Origin of the sequence: Xenorhabdus taiwanensis, assembly GCF_036512875.1 — a bacterium.
Classification (GTDB): Bacteria; Pseudomonadota; Gammaproteobacteria; order Enterobacterales; family Enterobacteriaceae; genus Xenorhabdus; species Xenorhabdus taiwanensis.
The window spans coordinates 2,949,423-2,967,625 of the sequence record NZ_AP028978.1 but is presented as its reverse complement, the minus strand read 5'-3'; the positions used below and the strand labels follow the sequence as shown (position 1 = coordinate 2,967,625).

The 18,203-nt window shown below is 39.5% G+C and carries 17 protein-coding genes and 1 tRNA gene; 11 read left to right on the top strand and 7 right to left on the bottom strand.

Annotated elements, in window-relative coordinates:
* Window positions 1-22: 22 nt before the first annotated feature.
* Window positions 23-595, top strand: coding sequence for an elongation factor P-like protein YeiP (yeiP, locus tag ACE1SE_RS13625; RefSeq protein ID WP_374051355.1), 573 nt, complete (start codon window positions 23-25; stop codon window positions 593-595).
* A 76-nt stretch (window positions 596-671) separates the two neighbouring features.
* Here yeiP and ACE1SE_RS13620 read toward each other — a convergent pair whose 3' ends face one another.
* The gene (locus ACE1SE_RS13620) at window positions 672-983 is read right to left on the bottom strand and encodes a YmdA family protein (protein WP_374051354.1); all 312 of its coding nucleotides are present in this window, start codon (window positions 981-983) and stop codon (window positions 672-674) included.
* Window positions 984-1,265: 282 nt separating this feature from the next.
* Entirely contained in the window at window positions 1,266-1,592 is a 327-nt protein-coding gene (locus ACE1SE_RS13615; protein ID WP_374051353.1) for a YmdA family protein, read from the bottom strand.
* Window positions 1,593-2,057: 465 nt separating this feature from the next.
* Here ACE1SE_RS13615 and ACE1SE_RS13610 point away from each other — a divergent pair, with 465 nt between their 5' ends.
* Both ACE1SE_RS13610 and mepS read left to right on the top strand, forming a co-directional pair.
* Complete coding sequence (locus tag ACE1SE_RS13610; RefSeq protein WP_374051352.1) at window positions 2,058-2,762, top strand: phosphatase PAP2 family protein; 705 nt, start codon at window positions 2,058-2,060, stop codon at window positions 2,760-2,762.
* A gap of 344 nt (window positions 2,763-3,106) precedes the next feature.
* Window positions 3,107-3,694 (top strand): bifunctional murein DD-endopeptidase/murein LD-carboxypeptidase, encoded by a 588-nt coding sequence (mepS, locus tag ACE1SE_RS13605; RefSeq protein ID WP_374051351.1) that lies wholly within the window; start codon window positions 3,107-3,109, stop codon window positions 3,692-3,694.
* A gap of 91 nt (window positions 3,695-3,785) precedes the next feature.
* Here mepS and ACE1SE_RS13600 read toward each other — a convergent pair whose 3' ends face one another.
* The 3 genes from ACE1SE_RS13600 to rsuA form a co-directional block, all read right to left on the bottom strand.
* A complete protein-coding gene (locus ACE1SE_RS13600; RefSeq protein WP_193848728.1) occupies window positions 3,786-4,130 on the bottom strand; it encodes a YejG family protein in 345 nt (114 codons plus the stop codon).
* Between the two features lie 657 nt (window positions 4,131-4,787).
* Complete coding sequence (locus tag ACE1SE_RS13595) at window positions 4,788-5,978, bottom strand: Bcr/CflA family multidrug efflux MFS transporter (protein ID WP_374051350.1); 1,191 nt, start codon at window positions 5,976-5,978, stop codon at window positions 4,788-4,790.
* Window positions 5,979-6,011: 33 nt separating this feature from the next.
* The gene (gene rsuA / locus ACE1SE_RS13590; RefSeq protein WP_374051349.1) at window positions 6,012-6,719 is read right to left on the bottom strand and encodes a 16S rRNA pseudouridine(516) synthase RsuA; all 708 of its coding nucleotides are present in this window, start codon (window positions 6,717-6,719) and stop codon (window positions 6,012-6,014) included.
* Window positions 6,720-6,988: 269 nt separating this feature from the next.
* On the opposite strand from rsuA, the gene radD reads away from it, so the two are divergent.
* Together radD and rplY are read left to right on the top strand one after the other, a co-directional pair.
* Complete coding sequence (gene radD, locus ACE1SE_RS13585) at window positions 6,989-8,746, top strand: DNA repair helicase RadD (RefSeq protein WP_374053676.1); 1,758 nt, start codon at window positions 6,989-6,991, stop codon at window positions 8,744-8,746.
* 178 nt (window positions 8,747-8,924) lie between these two features.
* Window positions 8,925-9,206 carry a 50S ribosomal protein L25 gene (gene rplY / locus ACE1SE_RS13580; protein WP_047679702.1) on the top strand — a complete coding sequence of 94 codons (282 nt, stop codon included), beginning with the start codon at window positions 8,925-8,927 and terminating at the stop codon, window positions 9,204-9,206.
* Between the two features lie 94 nt (window positions 9,207-9,300).
* On the opposite strand, the gene yejK is transcribed toward rplY, so the two are convergent.
* Window positions 9,301-10,308, bottom strand: a complete 1,008-nt coding sequence (yejK, locus tag ACE1SE_RS13575) for a nucleoid-associated protein YejK (RefSeq protein WP_374051348.1) — start codon at window positions 10,306-10,308, stop codon at window positions 9,301-9,303.
* Between the two features lie 276 nt (window positions 10,309-10,584).
* On the opposite strand from yejK, the gene ACE1SE_RS13570 reads away from it, so the two are divergent.
* The 6 genes from ACE1SE_RS13570 (at window position 10,585) to ACE1SE_RS13545 (ending at window position 16,193) form a co-directional block, all read left to right on the top strand.
* Window positions 10,585-10,812 (top strand): YejL family protein, encoded by a 228-nt coding sequence (locus tag ACE1SE_RS13570; RefSeq protein WP_099140284.1) that lies wholly within the window; start codon window positions 10,585-10,587, stop codon window positions 10,810-10,812.
* A gap of 30 nt (window positions 10,813-10,842) precedes the next feature.
* Window positions 10,843-12,582, top strand: a complete 1,740-nt coding sequence (yejM, locus tag ACE1SE_RS13565) for an LPS biosynthesis-modulating metalloenzyme YejM (protein ID WP_374051347.1) — start codon at window positions 10,843-10,845, stop codon at window positions 12,580-12,582.
* Window positions 12,583-12,657: 75 nt separating this feature from the next.
* Window positions 12,658-12,734 (top strand) — tRNA-Pro (locus tag ACE1SE_RS13560).
* Window positions 12,735-13,264: 530 nt separating this feature from the next.
* On the top strand, window positions 13,265-13,624 hold the full coding sequence (locus ACE1SE_RS13555; RefSeq protein WP_374053675.1) for a GtrA family protein: 360 nt from the start codon (window positions 13,265-13,267) through the stop codon (window positions 13,622-13,624).
* Window positions 13,624-14,547, top strand: coding sequence for a glycosyltransferase family 2 protein (locus ACE1SE_RS13550; RefSeq protein WP_374053674.1), 924 nt, complete (start codon window positions 13,624-13,626; stop codon window positions 14,545-14,547). Before ACE1SE_RS13555 ends, ACE1SE_RS13550 begins: the two co-directional genes overlap by 1 nt.
* Window positions 14,544-16,193 (top strand): DUF6056 family protein, encoded by a 1,650-nt coding sequence (locus ACE1SE_RS13545; protein WP_374051346.1) that lies wholly within the window; start codon window positions 14,544-14,546, stop codon window positions 16,191-16,193. The genes ACE1SE_RS13550 and ACE1SE_RS13545 overlap by 4 nt, the downstream gene beginning before the upstream one ends.
* Before the next feature lie 30 nt (window positions 16,194-16,223).
* Here ACE1SE_RS13545 and ACE1SE_RS13540 read toward each other — a convergent pair whose 3' ends face one another.
* Window positions 16,224-18,122, bottom strand: coding sequence for a phage head-binding domain-containing protein (locus ACE1SE_RS13540; protein ID WP_374051345.1), 1,899 nt, complete (start codon window positions 18,120-18,122; stop codon window positions 16,224-16,226).
* Between the last annotated feature and the right edge of the window lie 81 nt (window positions 18,123-18,203).

The window sequence follows — 18,203 nt, the reverse complement described above, 5'->3', positions numbered from 1 at the left end:
CTTGTTTCTACGGAAGGTATCTATGGCTAAAGCCAATGAAATTAAGCGCGGCGCTGCAATCAGCTATAATGGAAAGCTGTTATTAGTTAAAGACATCGATATTCAATCACCCAGCGCACGCGGCGCCAGCACGCTATATAAGATGCGTTTTACTGATATTCGTACTGGTCAGAAAGTGGAAGAACGTTTCAAAGGTGATGACATTCTTGAAACCATCACATTGACCCGCCGTAGCGTCAGTTTTTCCTATATTGATGGTGATGAATATATCTTTATGGATGACGAAGATTTCACCCCTTATCACTTCAAAAAAGAGCAAATCGAAGAAGAACTGCTATTTATTCCCGAAGAAGGTTTACCAGGAATGCAGGTCCTGACAATGGATGGGCAATTGTTAGCGCTTGAATTGCCTCAGACTGTTGATATGGTCATTGAAGAAACATCACCAGGTATTAAGGGTGCATCAGCCAGTGCTCGCACTAAACCGGCTAAAATGAGTACAGGATTGACTATTCAAGTTCCTGAATACTTGAGTTCTGGTGAAAAAATCCGCATTCATATTGCAGAGCGTCGCTATATGGGACGTTGTGACTAATTCTTTATCCTTAATATGAGTTGCTCTTTTGACGGGAATAACACTCGATGCAAAGAGCAACTCATCATCTTTGAAGTTAGAAGTAATCCACATTAACAATTGCCACACGTTTCTGATTATCAGTCCACTTCACTCTGGAAACACCTATGTTACCAGGAAGCATAACATCGCCTTTCGTTTTGTGAGTTGAAATGATGTGTTTAACAGTGAGATTTTTACCTAATCGATAGCAAGAGATATTGGCTTGAGTGTTTGATATAACAACCTGACATCCTGGATCAACAATCGCACCTGAAAACCGAATAATTCCGCCTTTAGATTCGGCATATCCATAAGAAAGCCATGAAACCAATAAACAACTCATTAACAGCTTAAGATAATTTTTCATGGTTACCTCACTTTCGTTTTTCCATTAACTAAAACTCAGCTACCCTTTATTCCTTCATCTCCATAATAACTATTTCACGTAAGAAAAATACGACATTAAGAACTTTTATTGATAAATATCAAAAGTAATTTTTTAATTAAAAAATAGACATACCATTCTTATTGATTAATTAACAAAACTGTTATTAGCAATCATTATTTGAACTAAATCACAGATAAGTTTATTGATTTTATTTTATAATATTTAGATTAAATAAATAATTATTATACTTTTACGTAACATTTAATGATAAGTTATAGTAACAATACCCAATTCCTTATTTTTTCCGATCCATTTTATTTCTTCTGTTCCAATATTTTTTCCAATAGATAATGGCGACTTACTATCCTTTTGATATTTTATGCTTTTTTCTTTAATTAACTGTTTACCATTATACCAGCAGACCATTTCAGTATGCTCTTTATCCCAACTAAGTTGGCATGGAGACTCAACGATAGCACCATGGAAGTAAATAGTTCCAGAACTGGAGGGTGATGAATAATTCGCCATTACAGGATAATAAGATAAAGACATGAACAAAAAAGTCGTCATTTTTCGCAACATAAGCATTCAACCTCCACTACAAGTGTTATTATCTTTTTTTCAACTTTAGCCCGCGCTAATTTGAAAACCAGATAATGGTGTAACGCTCTGCCATATAACGATATAACGTCAAATGAAACTTTTTCTTTATACTTTTTATTAACTCGAACCACAATTCGATATAATATTCTAATAAGTTAGAATATGATAAAATCAATTGATAGTTATTTAATAATAGTCAGGCGTTGACATTGCATCAAATATATATTACCGGTACTGCTGTGGGGTTTTAGCTATTTTTCCGATATCATAAAACTATTTGCATATTTGACAACAATAAAGTTTAGCGGTGAACTATACAAATATACTGATATAACTACACCTTAACCACGGTATCTAATGGTGATTACGCTTTCTCATAAATTTTGTTATAGTCCCTTCCCAAGTTAATTTGTCTACCAAACTCCACTTTACGTGTTAAATAGGTATCTCATGACTCGCAGTCACCCACTCGCTATATTTATCCTTAATATTCTTGGTATTGCCCTGTTCCTCTCATGGTACTTGCCTGAGAATCACGGCTTTTGGTTCCATCTTGATTCCGCTATTTTTTATTTTTTTAATGAAAAATTATTACCAGATTCAAAATTTTCCCTATTTGTAGCTATCGCGAATGTTAGGGCATTCGATGTCATATCACTTTTATGCATGGGCTTACTTTATTACAGCGCATTTCGCAAACAGGATCACGCCGGTAAGCGCCGACTTTTCATGATTGGTTTCGTAATGCTTATCTCTGCCGTTATCATTAATCAAATAGGCCATCAAATCCCCGTCAGCCGCCCAAGTCCAACGCTGACATTTGAAAATGTTAATCGCATAAACGAGATAACCAGTTGGCATACAAAAGATTCCTCCAAAGACAGTTTCCCTGGTGATCACGGTTTAATGCTCTTAATTTTCAGCAGCTTCATTCTGCGTTATATCTCCCGCAGTGCATTCTGTATTGCTCTACTGATTATGGTCGCTTTTGCTCTTCCCCGTATTATGGCAGGTGCTCACTGGTTTACAGATATTGCAGTCGGCTCTTTATCTTTAACATTGATCGGTATGAGCTGGATATTACTAACCCCATTAAGTGATATTATGGCTGCATGGCTGGACAAGAAATTACCGCATATCAGACGCGATAATTAAGCTCATAATATTGAGGAGATACCTGTTATCTCCTCAATATCATCTCATATTTACCAAAATAGTATAAAATGGCAACAAACCATTCTAACCTATTAGTTCTTAATCTAATTTTTTGTAAAGAACTCTTTTTGTCTCTCGCTTTTTACTAATGATTTCAGTAATCTTTCCTGCGGTCTGTTTATTAAAATAATATGTTTTGTAAAGATAATAATAAAATGTGTTGTTTCGCACACTTTATGGACAGAAAATTTGTTAATCCACCCTATTCTGACTAGGCTTTACAACATTTAGTGTTTTCATGGTGGTGCTAAGTCACGTCAAGGACTGCAAGGAAAAATCAATAAATGGTTAAATCTAAACCAACACTGAGATACATCTTACGGCTGATCCCCGCAATTATAGCGGCAGTCGCACTGACCGCATGTAGTTCGCCAGATTCTAACCTACGCAATAAACAAACTGAGACGCATGCAGTAAACACTGGAAAGCATTATTTACTGCAAGCATCTCAGGATGAATTTGAAACCCTGGTCAACAAGTTAGATATTAAATCTAAAATACTCAATCAATACGCTGACTGGAAAGGCGTAGCCTATCGGCTTGGTGGAAATACTAAACGCGGTATCGATTGTTCTGCTTTTGTGCAACGTACTTTTCATGATCAATTTGGTATGGAGTTACCACGTTCCACATTTGAACAACAAAATATAGGACAAACCGTTAGTCGCTCTAAATTGCGGGCTGGTGACCTGGTACTGTTTAAGACAGGGATTCACAGGCGTCATGTCGGTATCTACATCGGCAATAATCAGTTTGTCCATGCTTCAACCAGTAATGGGGTTATCGTTTCCAAATTGACCGATATTTACTGGAGTAAACGCTACTATGGTGCAAGGCGCGTGTTATCAGATAACATAGAAGCCTCGATTTGACCGACATCTAACGTGTTTTATTACTGAGTTTTCCCTTGCAGACATTAAAAAACGCTTCTATTTAAGAAGCGTTTTTTATCAATGGATAAAATCATAGTGGATACAGCGCAGTTATATTTTCTGCAATTGCAGCGCCTAACGTCTTTAAACGACATATCACTGCACTCTCATCTTCCTTAGCAAAAAACAAACAGGGTTCTCCTTCCCATTCAATCACGGCACTCGGTATCTGCATATCAGCAATAGACTGATTTATAACATGCAAAATTTCCCGTGCTTCTTCGCCTTCATGGCTTAATAATTTCAGCCCCATTAGGCTATTTCCTAAATCTGTTTCTTCTGCTGGTAAAATTTCAACTTTTGTACCAACGAAACCAGTTGACCACCGATAACTTTGCGGCAGTCTGTGTACTACCGAAAGTTGGATATTATTCACGCATCATTCCTATCAGAAACAACATTAATACATCTAACCACCAGCTGTAGATTATCGATTCGTCAAAACCGAATAACCACCCAACACAAAAGTAAATAAAAGGTTAAAATAAAAATCGTGTTACCGCACTTACTTCACTTCCTGCTTCAAAAAAAGTGCGACCCAGCTCGCATTTTATATATATTTATACTGTTTAGGTAAAAAATTCAACTTATTTTTATGCAAAACAGCAACCTTTAATTCAAGATTTATTTACATATTTGTTTCTTTCAAACGTTACCAAGTGCCAATAAAACCACAATCTTTTTATTTACAATAGGTTAAATAATAACAACCCTATAACCTTCCATAGTCATAAGGCCATTATGATAAATTAACAAAAAAGCAACATTCCAGCGCTAACTGGATATGATAGTATTAAAAATTTCCTACATTTTTTGATAATTACTCGATATTTCCTGTTTATCAGTTTAATTAATAACTTTCCCAAGGCTCAGAGCACTTTAGGAAAAAAACTTAAATAAATATTTTTTTATTCGCTATCAGAAAAAAGAACATCCGATAATCAAAAGGCCATCCCCTATTGGCAGATGGCCTCTAAAAATATTTTATGCCTGAACTTAATTACTCTCAGGACATGACTAGTTATGATACTGATTATTTATACGACTTACTGCGTGCATAGATAATAAGCATCATTGCTAATGTCACGCATAATGCCATTGAGCCGACCATCGGCCAGGCATTCTTCTCAGGCAATAGAGACAAAATAGCGCCCACCGATGCAGCAATACTAAAACGGATAGTGCCTGCCAGTGAAGAAACGGTTCCAGCCATGTGGGGATAATCATCCAACACAACAGCCATAGTGTTAGACGTAATCATGGAAATTCCACTGATATAAATGGCAACCCCCATAACCAGAGAAATAAATCCCAGATCAAACAGGGTACTAAACAGTAACCATAATCCCACAACAAATTGAACAAACAGCCCAATATGCAACATTTTTAACGGACCATATTTGCGTACACACTGGCTATTGATAGTTGCCATGATGAACAGAAAAATAATATTCAACCCAAAATAGTAACCAAAATGCTGCGCAGGTACACCGTTCAGTTTGATGTACACAAACGCACCAACACTGAGAAAAGAGAACATGCCAGCAAAGGAGAAACCACTAGCTAAGATGTAGCATAATACCTGGCGTTGCCGAAACAGCATAACGAACTGTCTTACAGTAGTTTTTAAGTTAAATTTTTGCCTTTTCTCTTTAGGTAATGTCTCTTCTATGAAGACAGCCACCAGAGCAACAGTAATGACGGCAACCAGAGCAATCGACCAGAAAATAGCATGCCAATTAAACCATACCATCAACATCCCACCCAACATGGGAGCCAATAAAGGTGCGATGATCATCACCAATGTCACAAAAGACATACTGCGGGAAAATTCCTCTTTTGTGAACCTATCACGCATCAGAGCATTGATGACAACACCAGCCGCCGCAGCAGAAAAGCCATGTAAGAAACGCATGGAAATAAAGGTATCAATATCTTGTGCTAAAGCACATGCAGAAGAAGAGATAGCAAAAACAATGACACCGCCCAAAATGACTGGCTTGCGCCCTAAGCTATCCGACATTGGCCCATAAATCATTTGACCAATAGCAAAGCCCAAAATATAGCTACTCAGCGTCATTTGTACCAAACCATCACTGACCCCAAAACTCTCAGCGATAGTTGGCATACTCGGCAAATACATATCAATTGCCAATGGCATTAACATAGAAAGCAAACCAAGGATCAATACTAATCCCAAATAGGACGAACGCTGTTGTTGCACGCAGTTACTCCTGAATCAATTGAAGGGTAAAAATTAAGGGGTTGGCATTTGTATACTGTTGATCTCATTATCAGTCAGCGCCCGATATTCTCCTGCTCCCAATGCAGGATCGAGATAAATTTCGCCAATTCGCTCCCGATGAAGCGCAACAACATGATTCTCCACTGCGGCAAACATCCGTTTTACTTGGTGATAACGTCCTTCGCTAATAGTCAAACGAACAAGTTGAGGCTCGATAATTTCCATTTGTGCGGGTTTTGTCAGTGTTTTTTCCCCATTTAACTGCACCCCTGCCAGAAATTTTTGCCCTGTATCCTCAGAGACTGGGTATTCCAATCTCACAAGATAAGTTTTTTCGCAGTGATGTTTGGGGGATGTAATACGGTGTGACCATTGACCATCATCAGTCAACAAAACCAACCCTGTAGTGTCGATATCCAAACGCCCTGCTGAGTGTAATTTATGAGCCACAGGCTCATCGATAAAATACAAAATTGTCGGGTTTGATGGATCATCGGTTGAACAGACATATCCCTGGGGTTTATTCAACATGAAATAACGTGAGCCACTGAATTGTTGCAATATCGTGCCATCATAGGCAACTTGCTGATCGGACTTCAATTTATAGGCCCCTGTTTTGATGATCTCATCATCGACAGTGACTAGCCCTGCCCGCAACTCGCGCCCCACATCGTTGCGGCTGATACCTAATTGTTGTGATAAAAACTTATCCAATCGCATGAATAGATGTACCTGACAAAAATAAACACATATGAACATGTCCTTGATATTATGAACAGCTTCAAGGCCACTATTGGAATACAAGATTAAACAGATAATTCATAGAAAAATCATCACACCAGTAACTATAGCAACAATAAGTTACCCGTTATAGCCCACTTGATCCTAGAAAATAATAACGAATTATTTCTCGACGGCAGGCTTCAATGAAAAATGTTATTCTCTACCGTAATGATCTTTTACCTGATATTTGTGACAGTAACATAAAAATGGCTTTTACTTTACGTCCTTATCAACAAGAAGCGGTAGACGCAACCATTCGCTATTTTCGCCAGCACAGAGATCCCGCCGTTATTGTTTTGCCAACAGGGGCAGGTAAAAGCCTTGTCATCGCTGAACTGGCAAAACTGGCTCATGGCCGTGTTTTGGTACTGGCACATGTCAAAGAACTTGTTGCGCAGAACCACAGCAAATATTGTGCTTATGGATTGGATGCAGACATTTTTTCCGCAGGATTAAATCAAAAACAAAGTGCAGGAAAAGTAGTTTTTGGCAGTATTCAGTCCATTGCCCGCAACCTGGATCACTTTGACCACCATTTTTCTCTGCTAATCATCGATGAATGCCACCGCATCAGCGATGACGAAAACAGCCAATACCAACAGATCATCCAGCAACTTCGAAAAAACAACCCTCAAATCCGCATATTGGGTTTAACCGCAACACCTTATCGCCTCAGTGCTGGCTGGATATATCAATATCATTATCATGGCATGATCCGTGGTGACGAACGCAGTTTTTTTCGCGATTGTATTTATGATCTTCCATTACGTTATATGATTAAGCATCATTTTCTGGTTTCTCCAGAAAGACTGGACATGCCTGTAATGCAATATGATTTTAGTCAGGTGCGAACCAGCCAACAAGGAATATTCAATGAAACAGAATTGAATCGGGAGATAAAACGCCAAAAGCGTGTCACTCCTCATATCATGAGACAGATCGTTGAATATGCACAAACTCGGAAAGGGGTGATGATTTTCGCCGCGACAGTCGAACATGCCAAAGAAATCTTCCAATTGTTGCCTACAGGACAAGCCGCGCTAGTCAGTGCAGATACCCCGCCATCTGAACGAGATAGTTTAATTACGGCATTCAAAGAACAGCAACTCCGCTATATGGTCAATGTTGCCGTACTCACAACAGGATTCGATGCGCCCCATGTTGATTTAATCGCCATATTGCGTCCTACAGAATCGGTCAGCCTTTATCAGCAAATCATCGGGCGCGGCTTACGTTTATTTCCTGACAAAAAAGATTGCCTGATTTTGGACTATGCTGGCAATCCCCACGATCTTTACACACCTGAAATCGGTAATAGTAAACCCAACTCACAAAGCCAGCCTGTCCAGGTATTTTGCCCTATCTGCCAATTTGCCAATACTTTCTGGGGGATATGCACGACAGATGGAGAAATCGTTGAGCATTTTGGGCGACGCTGCCAAGGTTGGGAAGAAGATGAAAATGGGAAACGTCAACAATGTGATTTTCGTTTCCGTTTTAAATCATGCCCCCATTGTGGTGCAGAAAATGATATCGCGGCCCGACGCTGCCATCGTTGTGAAGAAGTACTCGTCGATCCCGATGATATGCTGAAAGCAGCCTTAAAACTAAAAGATGCATTGGTGCTACGTTGTGGTGGCATGCAACTAACACCGGGTCACGACAATAAAGGAGAATGGCTCAAAATCACCTATTATGACGAAGATGGAGCAGACGTATCCGAATTGTTCCGTTTATCTACTCCGGCCCAAAAGAAAGTATTTGAACTGCAATTTCTTCGCCAACATCAGCGTGCACCAGGAACCGTTTTTCGCTGGAAAACAGCAGAAGATGTTGCCAATCAATTTCTTTTATTGCGTCATCCTGATTTTGTTGTCGCGCGTAAAAAAGGGCAATTTTGGCAAATCAGAGAAAAAGTTTTTGACTATCAAGGGCGATTTAGACGGGCTGAAGATTTGTACTAAATATGTCAAATAGACTATCCATTAACCAAGCGGAAAGTATATTTATATTTGCTGTCATATCGGTTTTTCGCTAGAATGCCGCCCGCTTAACGTAATAACCCATGTTAAGCCAAGTATCGAACCTGCTGCTGGGTCGCCTGTAGCAGGATTTATTTTCTTCTTTTACAGAGAAAAAATAATGTTAACTATTAATGCAGAAGTACGTAAAGAGCAGGGCAAAGGTGCGAGCCGCCGCCTGCGTAGAGCTAACAAGTTTCCAGCAATCATCTACGGTGGTAACCAAGAACCAGTTTCTATCGAACTGGATCACGATGCAGTTATCAACCACGAAAGTAAGCCAGAATTTTACGAAGTTCTGACACTAGTTGTTGATGGTAAAGAAACTAAAGTTAAAGTGCAGGCAGTACAGCGTCATCCGTTTAAACCTAAACTGACGCACATTGATTTCCTGCGTGCTTAATTAGCCACAGTCGAGCTTTTATCGGGACGCCGAGTAAATAACGCCGCAATTGCGGCGTTATTTATTTTTACAGCTTGTTTTTTCAAGTAGCCAACTAGCGATTGCCACCACCATGACGTTGCAATTGATCGCGCAAATTCGGTGGCGTTCCCTTGATCGTCAACGTATCTGTTACTGGATCCCAAAAAATTCGTTCTCCCATCAACATGGCATCAAAGTTAATGGTTAATCCTCCACCACTACCTGCAAATTTTGTTAATTGGCGCAACGTTCCACGATCAGCAGGAAAGCTTTCTTCCAATTCATAGCCTTTTTCCTGCGAAAATTGCTGAAAGTTTTGCTCACCCAACGCGGGTAACTCTTGGGATAGCGCTTGTAACTTAATTTCCTCACCCGCCTGTAACTGTTCATTACAATAACCATAAACTTGCTGACGATAGGCCTGGCGTTCATTTTTATCCAACTGTGCCGACGCACAATAATCATCCAAAGCCTGCAACAAACCTTTATTTTGAACTTTGGCATTCATGCCTTCACTGGCGGCAAGGAAATCCATAAAAAAGTCTGAAACCTTGCGCCCTACGCGCCCTTTTAAGAACGTCAGGTAACGACTGGATTCAGGATGGGTTTCCCACTCAGTTAGATCGATTCTTGCGATAATATCAGCATGAGGAATATCAAGATATTGTGTCGTATTCACATCGAGTTCATCATTGACGGACGTGCTGTTACAACTATTAAGAACAGCAATCAGTAAATATTCCACGGCAAGATAGCGATATTGACAAAACAATACCGTTCCCCCTTCTGCAAACGGATATTTCGCTAACTCATCTTTTAAGCGAACAGTTGCAGCCCGACTAAAACCGAGAAAATCATCATCTCCTTTGCGTAGATGACGCAGTGATCCCGCCAGCTCACTTTCTTCATTGAACAAACCGTAAGCTTTACTTTTCGCGCTATATACACGATGCAACTCTGCCATCATCTCTTCAACCACCTGGTTGGTATCCAGCAAAGCATCACGCAAAATCACTTCCAACGTCTGTTCATCACGTTTAATCAACCGATGTAGCGCGATCCGGGTAATTTCCAGACTCATTATTTATACTCCTTTTGCAACTTTGGCCATATAGGGCCGTGCGGTTAGCGGCGTATTCAAACATCGTTATCTTTCTGCTGCAACCAAAAACCCAATAGACAAAAATACTCACCATTTAATTGTCAACATCCTACATATCAAAGATTAAAATGGTGCAGCATATTCAATATTGGCAACAACGCCGACAGCAGAGAGTTAATTTGTCATAAAAAAAGCAGAAAATCCCCCCTCTATACGGTAAGATATGGGGCTTTGTACATTCAGGATTTTTGATTTATGCCACAGTCATCTCGCTATAGCGATGAAAAAGTTGAACATTTATTGGCTGAATTAGTAAATGTTTTCGAGAAAGACCATACTCCAACTGACCTGACCCTAATGGTTTTGGGTAATATGGTAACAAATTTAATCAATACGAGTATTGCTCCTGCACAACGCAGACATATCGCAGACTCGTTTGCACACGCGTTGCAGTCTTCAATCAACGAAGATAAAGCGCATTAATCTTTATTAACACGTTGACGTAAAGAAAATATGGTGACTAGCTGTCAGCATTACCGCGAAAAAGTTTCTCAGATGATCAGTTGGGGACACTGGTTCGCACTGTTCAACATTATGTTCAGTCTTGTGCTGGGCAGTCGCTATCTATTTGCATCTGACTGGCCGGGTTCACTGTTTGGGCGCATCTACGCGCTGGTCAGTTGGCTCGGCCATTTCAGTTTCATTGTCTTTGCCATCTATTTACTTATTTTATTTCCGCTGACATTTATCGTTATGTCTCAGCGGCTAATGAGGTTTCTTTCGGCCACGTTGGCAACGGCAGGTTTAACACTACTGATATTTGATTCCTCCATCTATGTTCGCTTTCATCTGCATTTAACTCCATTGGTTTGGGATTTAGTCACCAACCCAGAACAAGGTGAATTAGCAAGAGAATGGCAACTGATGTTCATCTGTATTCCTTTGATTTTTCTAATACAGATGCTTTTTGGCACATGGAGTTGGCAAAAATTACGTAGTCTGAGCCGTCAACGATTTGGTAAACCACTGGCAGCAGTATTCATTACTGCTTTTGTCGCTTCACATCTCATGTACATCTGGGCAGATGCCAATTTCTACCGTCCGATTACCATGCAGCGCTCAAACTTACCAATTTCCTATCCAATGACCGCCCGAAAATTCCTTGAAAAACATGGTCTATTGGATCAGCGAGAATTTCAACGCCGCATTAACCAGCAAGGCAATCCTACAGCTTTAAGTGTCAATTATCCGCTGAATAATTTATCTTATCAGGATACTGGGCGCGGTTATAACTTACTTCTGCTTGTCGTGGATGGGCTGGATCATCAAGACATCCCCCATGATATGCCAACTCTGGAACATTTCGCGAAGAACAATATCCAGTTCACTCAACATTTCAGTGCAGGCATTCAAGATGACACGGCATTGTTTGGTTTATTCTATGGCATATCATCAGGCTATCTGGACGGTATTCTTAACGCCAGAAAATCCTCAGCACTTATTGATGCTCTGACACATCAAGGGTATCAATTTGGCCTCTTTTCTTCAGATGGATTCCAGACACCACTTTATCGCCAGGCCATACTGACCGATTATTCATTGCCAGAAGCTAAAAGACAAAACGATAATTTAACAGTGATGCAATGGAACCAATGGTTAAATTTACGCAATGGTTCCACACCATGGTTCTCATTTCTGGATCTTAATGGCATTGTTCCTTCATCCGGCAAATTTGATAAGAAAGCGCTGGATACTGAAATCAGTCATGTTTTAGAAATCCTGAAAACCAAAGGCGTCTTAGATAAAACAATCATTGTGATTACAGCTAAACAGAATCAGGAAACAGCAGGTAACAGAGCAAAATGGTTTACGGGTGACAAATTCAATCGTGAACAACTCCATGTTCCCCTGATAATTCAGTGGCCTGGCACTCCAGCACAAACTATCGATAAGCTGACTAGCCATCAAGATATCATGACAACCTTAATGCGCCGTTTATTACATGTTACTAATTCTCCTGAAGATTATTCTCAGGGTGAAGATCTCTTTAACGCCCAAAGAGAAAATCCATGGCTTATTACGGGTGATAATGGTTCATTAATTGTTACGATGGCTCAAAATACTGTCTATCTTTCCAAGGATGGAGAATATCATCTGTATGATTTAGATGGTGATGAAATTCAGGATGCTAAACCAAACCTTGCCCAGTTATTACAGATATTAACGGAAGTGAAACGATTTTTAGCCAATTAATCGTTTAAAAATCAAGCGCTCACTAAACTAGGGGCTTGCTTTGCAAATAAAAAACGGTAATATAAGAAAAGTCATCGGCATGTAGCGCAGCTTGGTAGCGCACCGTCATGGGGTGTCGGGGGTCGTAGGTTCAAATCCTATCATGCCGACCAAATTTCCCTAGAAAAACCAACCTGTTATGGTTGGTTTTTTTATGCCTCAAATTTACTTGGGGTAAAATGAGGGTAAAATGGGGGTAAAATAGCCGACGAAAAATGACAAAAGCGCGCTAACATTAGGATTAATTTTGTTGTTGGCCAAAGGCGTTTGAAACGCCTTTTTTCTTGCTGCTTTTTTTCGATAGTTCCTGATTGGGATTTATTAGAAAAAATATTCGGTTATCTCTTTTCTCTACAACATTGGATAGTGATCAAGTCGAAAACATTTGTAGCAAAGCATATGCATGGATGCACATTCCAGTTTAAATATGTCCCACCTAATTTGATAGGGAAAACTTAATAACATGGTGCAATAGTTCACTGATTGCATCAATGCAAGAAATATAAAGAACGGAATGGTGAACTAAAAACAGTTACCAAAGCAATGTCACTCATTCAAATTTATATTGAATAGTTATAATGAATGATATGTGATTACTAAAGTGATATGCTTCACCGCAATAATTTCATATAGCTTGATGATTATGTTAACTTTGTTTAAAAAATATCTTTCGATAGGTATCATTAATACTCTTATCCATTGGGTATTATTTTCTGCTCTAATATATCTTGATGTAACTCAAGCAGCCAGTAACTTGCTAGGTTTCTGTGCAGCAGTAACATTCTCATTCTATGCAAACGCTAAGATTACCTTCCAGAAAAAAGCCACTGGACGAAGGTATGTCGCGTTTGTTTCATTTATGGGACTATTAAGCTACTTAACGGGGTATCTATCTGATGCTATGAATATACAACCCATAGTGACATTGATTGTATTCTCCACAATTAGTTTAGTGTTGGGGTTTATTTACTCCAACTTTTTCGTATTTAAGGGTAATGAATGATTAAGATTTCACTGGTCGTTCCTGTCTTCAACGAAGAGGAAGCGATCCCAATATTTTATAACGCAGTTCGCGAACATGAAGGGTTAAAAGCGCACGAGGTGGAAATCGTCTTCATTAATGACGGAAGTAAAGACTCCACAGAATCAATAATCAATGCTATCGCTATTTCTGATCCTCTTGTCATTCCGCTGTCATTTACAAGAAACTTTGGAAAAGAACCAGCGCTATTTGCGGGACTTGATCATGCTACGGGTGAAGCAATAATTCCTATCGACGTTGACCTTCAGGATCCGATTGAAGTTATTCCCCATCTCATTTCGAAATGGCAGGCTGGAGCAGATATGGTTCTAGCAAAACGCACTGATCGCTCAACAGATGGCAGAATGAAGCGCAAGACCGCTGAATGGTTCTATAAGTTGCACAACAAAATAAGCAATCCTCAGATAGAGGAGAATGTCGGCGACTTCCGATTGATGTCGCGCGATGTTGTAGAAAATATTAAACAAATGCCAGAACGGAACCTTTTTATGAAAGGTGTACTTAGTTGGGTTGGCGGTAAAACTGACCTTGTCGAATATACTCGAGCTAAACGAGTGGCAGGGGCTACCAAATTTAATGGATGGAAACTACTTAATCTGGCCTTTGAAGGTATAACAAGCTTCTCAACGTTTCCAGTCAGAATATGGACTTACATCGGCGCTTTCGTTGCTAGCATGTCATTCATTTATGGTGCCTGGATGATTATAGATACCATCGTATTTGGTAATCCGGTTCGCGGATACCCTTCACTGCTGGTATCAATTCTTTTCCTCGGTGGCATCCAACTTATCGGCATCGGAGTTCTTGGTGAATATATTGGCAGGATTTATGTCGAGGTCAAAAACAGGCCGAAATATCTTTTGAAAAAAAGGAGTGGAAAATGAACAGGAAGGCATTAAGCCTTATCACACTTGGTATAATGTTTGTGATGGTACTTATACCTTCACTTCATGTTCCTATGCTCTCAGACGATTATTATTATTATTCATTTGTGATAGCAGATCCATTAAGTCAGTACCAGCACTATATGGCATGGAGCGGGCGAATTGTTACCAACATGCTCAGCTCATACATGATGACCTACCTATCTCACTCAGTATACGAAGGGATGACAGCAGCGGCATTTGTTTTGATGTTGTTCTTTATTTCATGCCTTCCTGCCGCGTTAACAGAAAAAAAAATAAAATGTTCATGGGTTACGTTATCGGTAATCTTCATCTTCTACTGGATAGCCAACCCAACGTTAGGACAAACCTCATTCTGGTTTGTGGGGGCAGCAAACTACCTTTGGCCTTCACTCTTTGTTTCTTTCTGCCTGCTGATGATGGCAAAAGCTACCGACAAACCGAAACTACCTAGCATAATATTTGCCCTTATCACTGGTTTTCTGGCTGGTTGCTCCAACGAGAACACTTGCATAGTGGTGATTTTGATCACCATTGGATACGCATTCTACGCAAAGAAATTTTCAATTATTTATCCTTATCTGATTGGTATTATTGCCGGCGCATTTGTTCTTCTTTTAAGCCCTGGCGCAGCTGCGCGTTCACGATATTTCACAGACTGGCATGCAATGTCTCTTGTCGGCAAAGTTGACTTGCAACTATTTACCCGCATGCCAGAATCAATGCAGGGATTCTGGCAGGTTTACCTGCTGATAATCATTCTGAGTCTTGCTGTTTCAATTTTTAACAGCAAAGCAAAAACACACCTCGTATGCGCTGCAGTTTTCTTTGTCGCTGCAATACTCTGTAACCTTGCTTTTGTGGCATCTCCGTTCATGCCTAACCGGGCTTATAGCGGCGCTCTATTTATGATGCTTATCTCTGTTTCGTTCCTCCTAAGTGCATTTCTTCAGGTGGATAACAAAAAAGGTATCTACTTCATTCTCTTGATGATTTATGTATTCTGTCTGGTTTATTTTGTCCCGTCATATACATTATTCACCACCGCAGTAATGAACACGTGGGGACAGGAACAGATTCGTCATAAGATGATTCTTGAGCAGGTCAAAGAAGGCAAGAAAGAGGTTGTCATACCTGACTACTACTTCACCAGGGTTGTTAAATCGACAGACGAATACCCATCATATAAACAACCCAAAATGGCGATGTACTATGGTGTTGATGCAATCATCGAATTACCTGTTAAGTTCGATTACTCATACTCATCACTTGAAAGAATGAAACATGCTGACATAAACGCAGAACTGGCGGAAGGCGTGACACTTAAATCAATTTATCTTTACCAGGAGCCATTTGGTGGCAGCCAGAAAATAATCTACCGCATATCTGGCGATATAAATGGCGTATTCAGAAGCGGATCAGCTATGTTCTCGCATGTGATACTGAAGGATAAGGATGGGTTTGTTAATAAAGACACAGCTAACGAGGCAGTTAAAATTGGTGATGATTGGTACACATACAGCGACGCAGCTGACATCCAGTTTGAGGAAGTGAAAAGCATAAACATTGGGATATATCAGGTTAATCCACTGAAAATACTATCTCAGAATAACATAGAATTCTGATTACACGCCCGCCGCAAGGCGGGCTTTTTGTCAGTTTGCTGCGCTAAACGAAATAAAATCAAGATTACTAGATGTCGTTTCTGTACTATCATTTGGATTAAATATTCTTAATGAGATAGTATCACCATAAGATAGATTACCAAGTTCGAAATCAGCAGAAAGTCTGCGCGATGAAATTGCACAAATACCTTTTGTTACCGAATTAACTATTGCGCTAACGCTAGCATCTGTAATCGATGAGCTAAAGTTTATTTCAAGATGAATTCTAACTGACTTTAATCCGCCAATAGGAACAGTAAATACTCCAGTTGATAGATCATAATTCACTCCATAGTAAGGATTTTCACCAGTGGCATCCATTGATTTGAATACAATATTATTTGTTGTGTTTTTTGGATAAACAGCTCCCATTAAATTTGTTAACTGCGTAATTTGCCGGAATGAAAATGATAATATTCCACCAGTTATAGCAGAGAAACCTTTTGGGAAATTAGAATCAAATGCATCATCATTCAATCTGATAATTGGGTGACAATCTTGATTACAATGAACTATTTGGGTATTTTTCTCACCTATTCTAGTAAAGTAGCAATCATTCCCAATGCTTATTTTCCCATTAAACTCTCCATTCAATTGGATATTAACTCCAGAAAAAGGAGTGTAACCAGTGCAGGATGAAAAAATAAGCCCACCAGTTCCCGGTGCTGGGGAATCAATATTATCTATGTTATAAGCGTTTAACCATAACCCAGCACTCTCTATAGGTGAACCATTAACTATGATTAACCCATAACTTTTAGCAAAATCAACTGAATTAATTGGGAAGCTTCTAAATAACTGCCCATTGGGATCTGATGTCATCATCACTTCCCCGCCATTAATTGTTAAGTTACCTCCATATAAAGTACCTACGCATACAATGTTATCTCCAATAGTTCCTGAATTTGCTACCATTTGGCAGCCATTGAATTCAATTATTGTTTGCGTTCCTATGACTCTAACTACTTCCCTTACATTATATGTTTGGCAACTATGAACACGTATTTCGCTTAAGTACCTATCAGGGTGCTCTTTATCACCAAACTGCCATGCTATTGCAGCCCCAATAACATTAATCCTAAGTTGAAGTCGTGCTGACCCACTAGGTTTGTCACTCCATACCTTGACACCACCTGCAAATCCAGCCTTTCCATTTAATGATATATTTCCATTCCAGTTCACATTGATACAATTCTTCATTTCTATGCAAAATATGCCATCACCCCCAATTCCCTCAGCGATTATCCCGCCAAAACCCTCAATTGAATAATCAGAGTGATCGAATAGCTGCAATCTATCTATTTTATATAATCCACTAAAAACAACGGATTTTTTAGTTCTATCAGCTTCTTTAAATGCAGCATGAATTGATTCGGTTCTTTTTTCAATGGGATCGCTTTCTTTGTAGTTAAATGGAGGCATTTTGGGGTCAATACCTCTTCCATTAGATAAATAAGATGTTAAATTACCATTCCCCGGAATTCCTATTAAATTGGTGCCAGGATTATCTGAATCTGTGCTTGATAATTCATTTTTAAATCTAACTATTCCCTGATCAGGGTCATATTTCAAAATATTCGGAAAGTAAAACTGCTGTGAACCATACGCATCATAAACGGCCATAGAGTGACCTTCGACAGTCACAAATTTGCTGATCTGACCCGCATAAACAGGATAGCCCGCCTGATTGATAATAATAGGCTGCATGGTGGGTATATATGAACCGTCTTCACGCTCGATATAAACGTCTATCTGATTCTCAGGTAGGGTCGGATCGGTATTTATCTTGCCAATGTAAATCTTACCGTTAGAGCATGCCTTGAAAGAACGAGCCATTGTGAAGAGTTGACTCGGCATACTAACAACAACATTCGGTATTATTTCTGACATTGATTTGCTCCAGGCGTACAGCATCCCAGCAAGAGATACTGTAGCGATGTTGAAATTTGGACGTAAAAAAACCGCAATTAA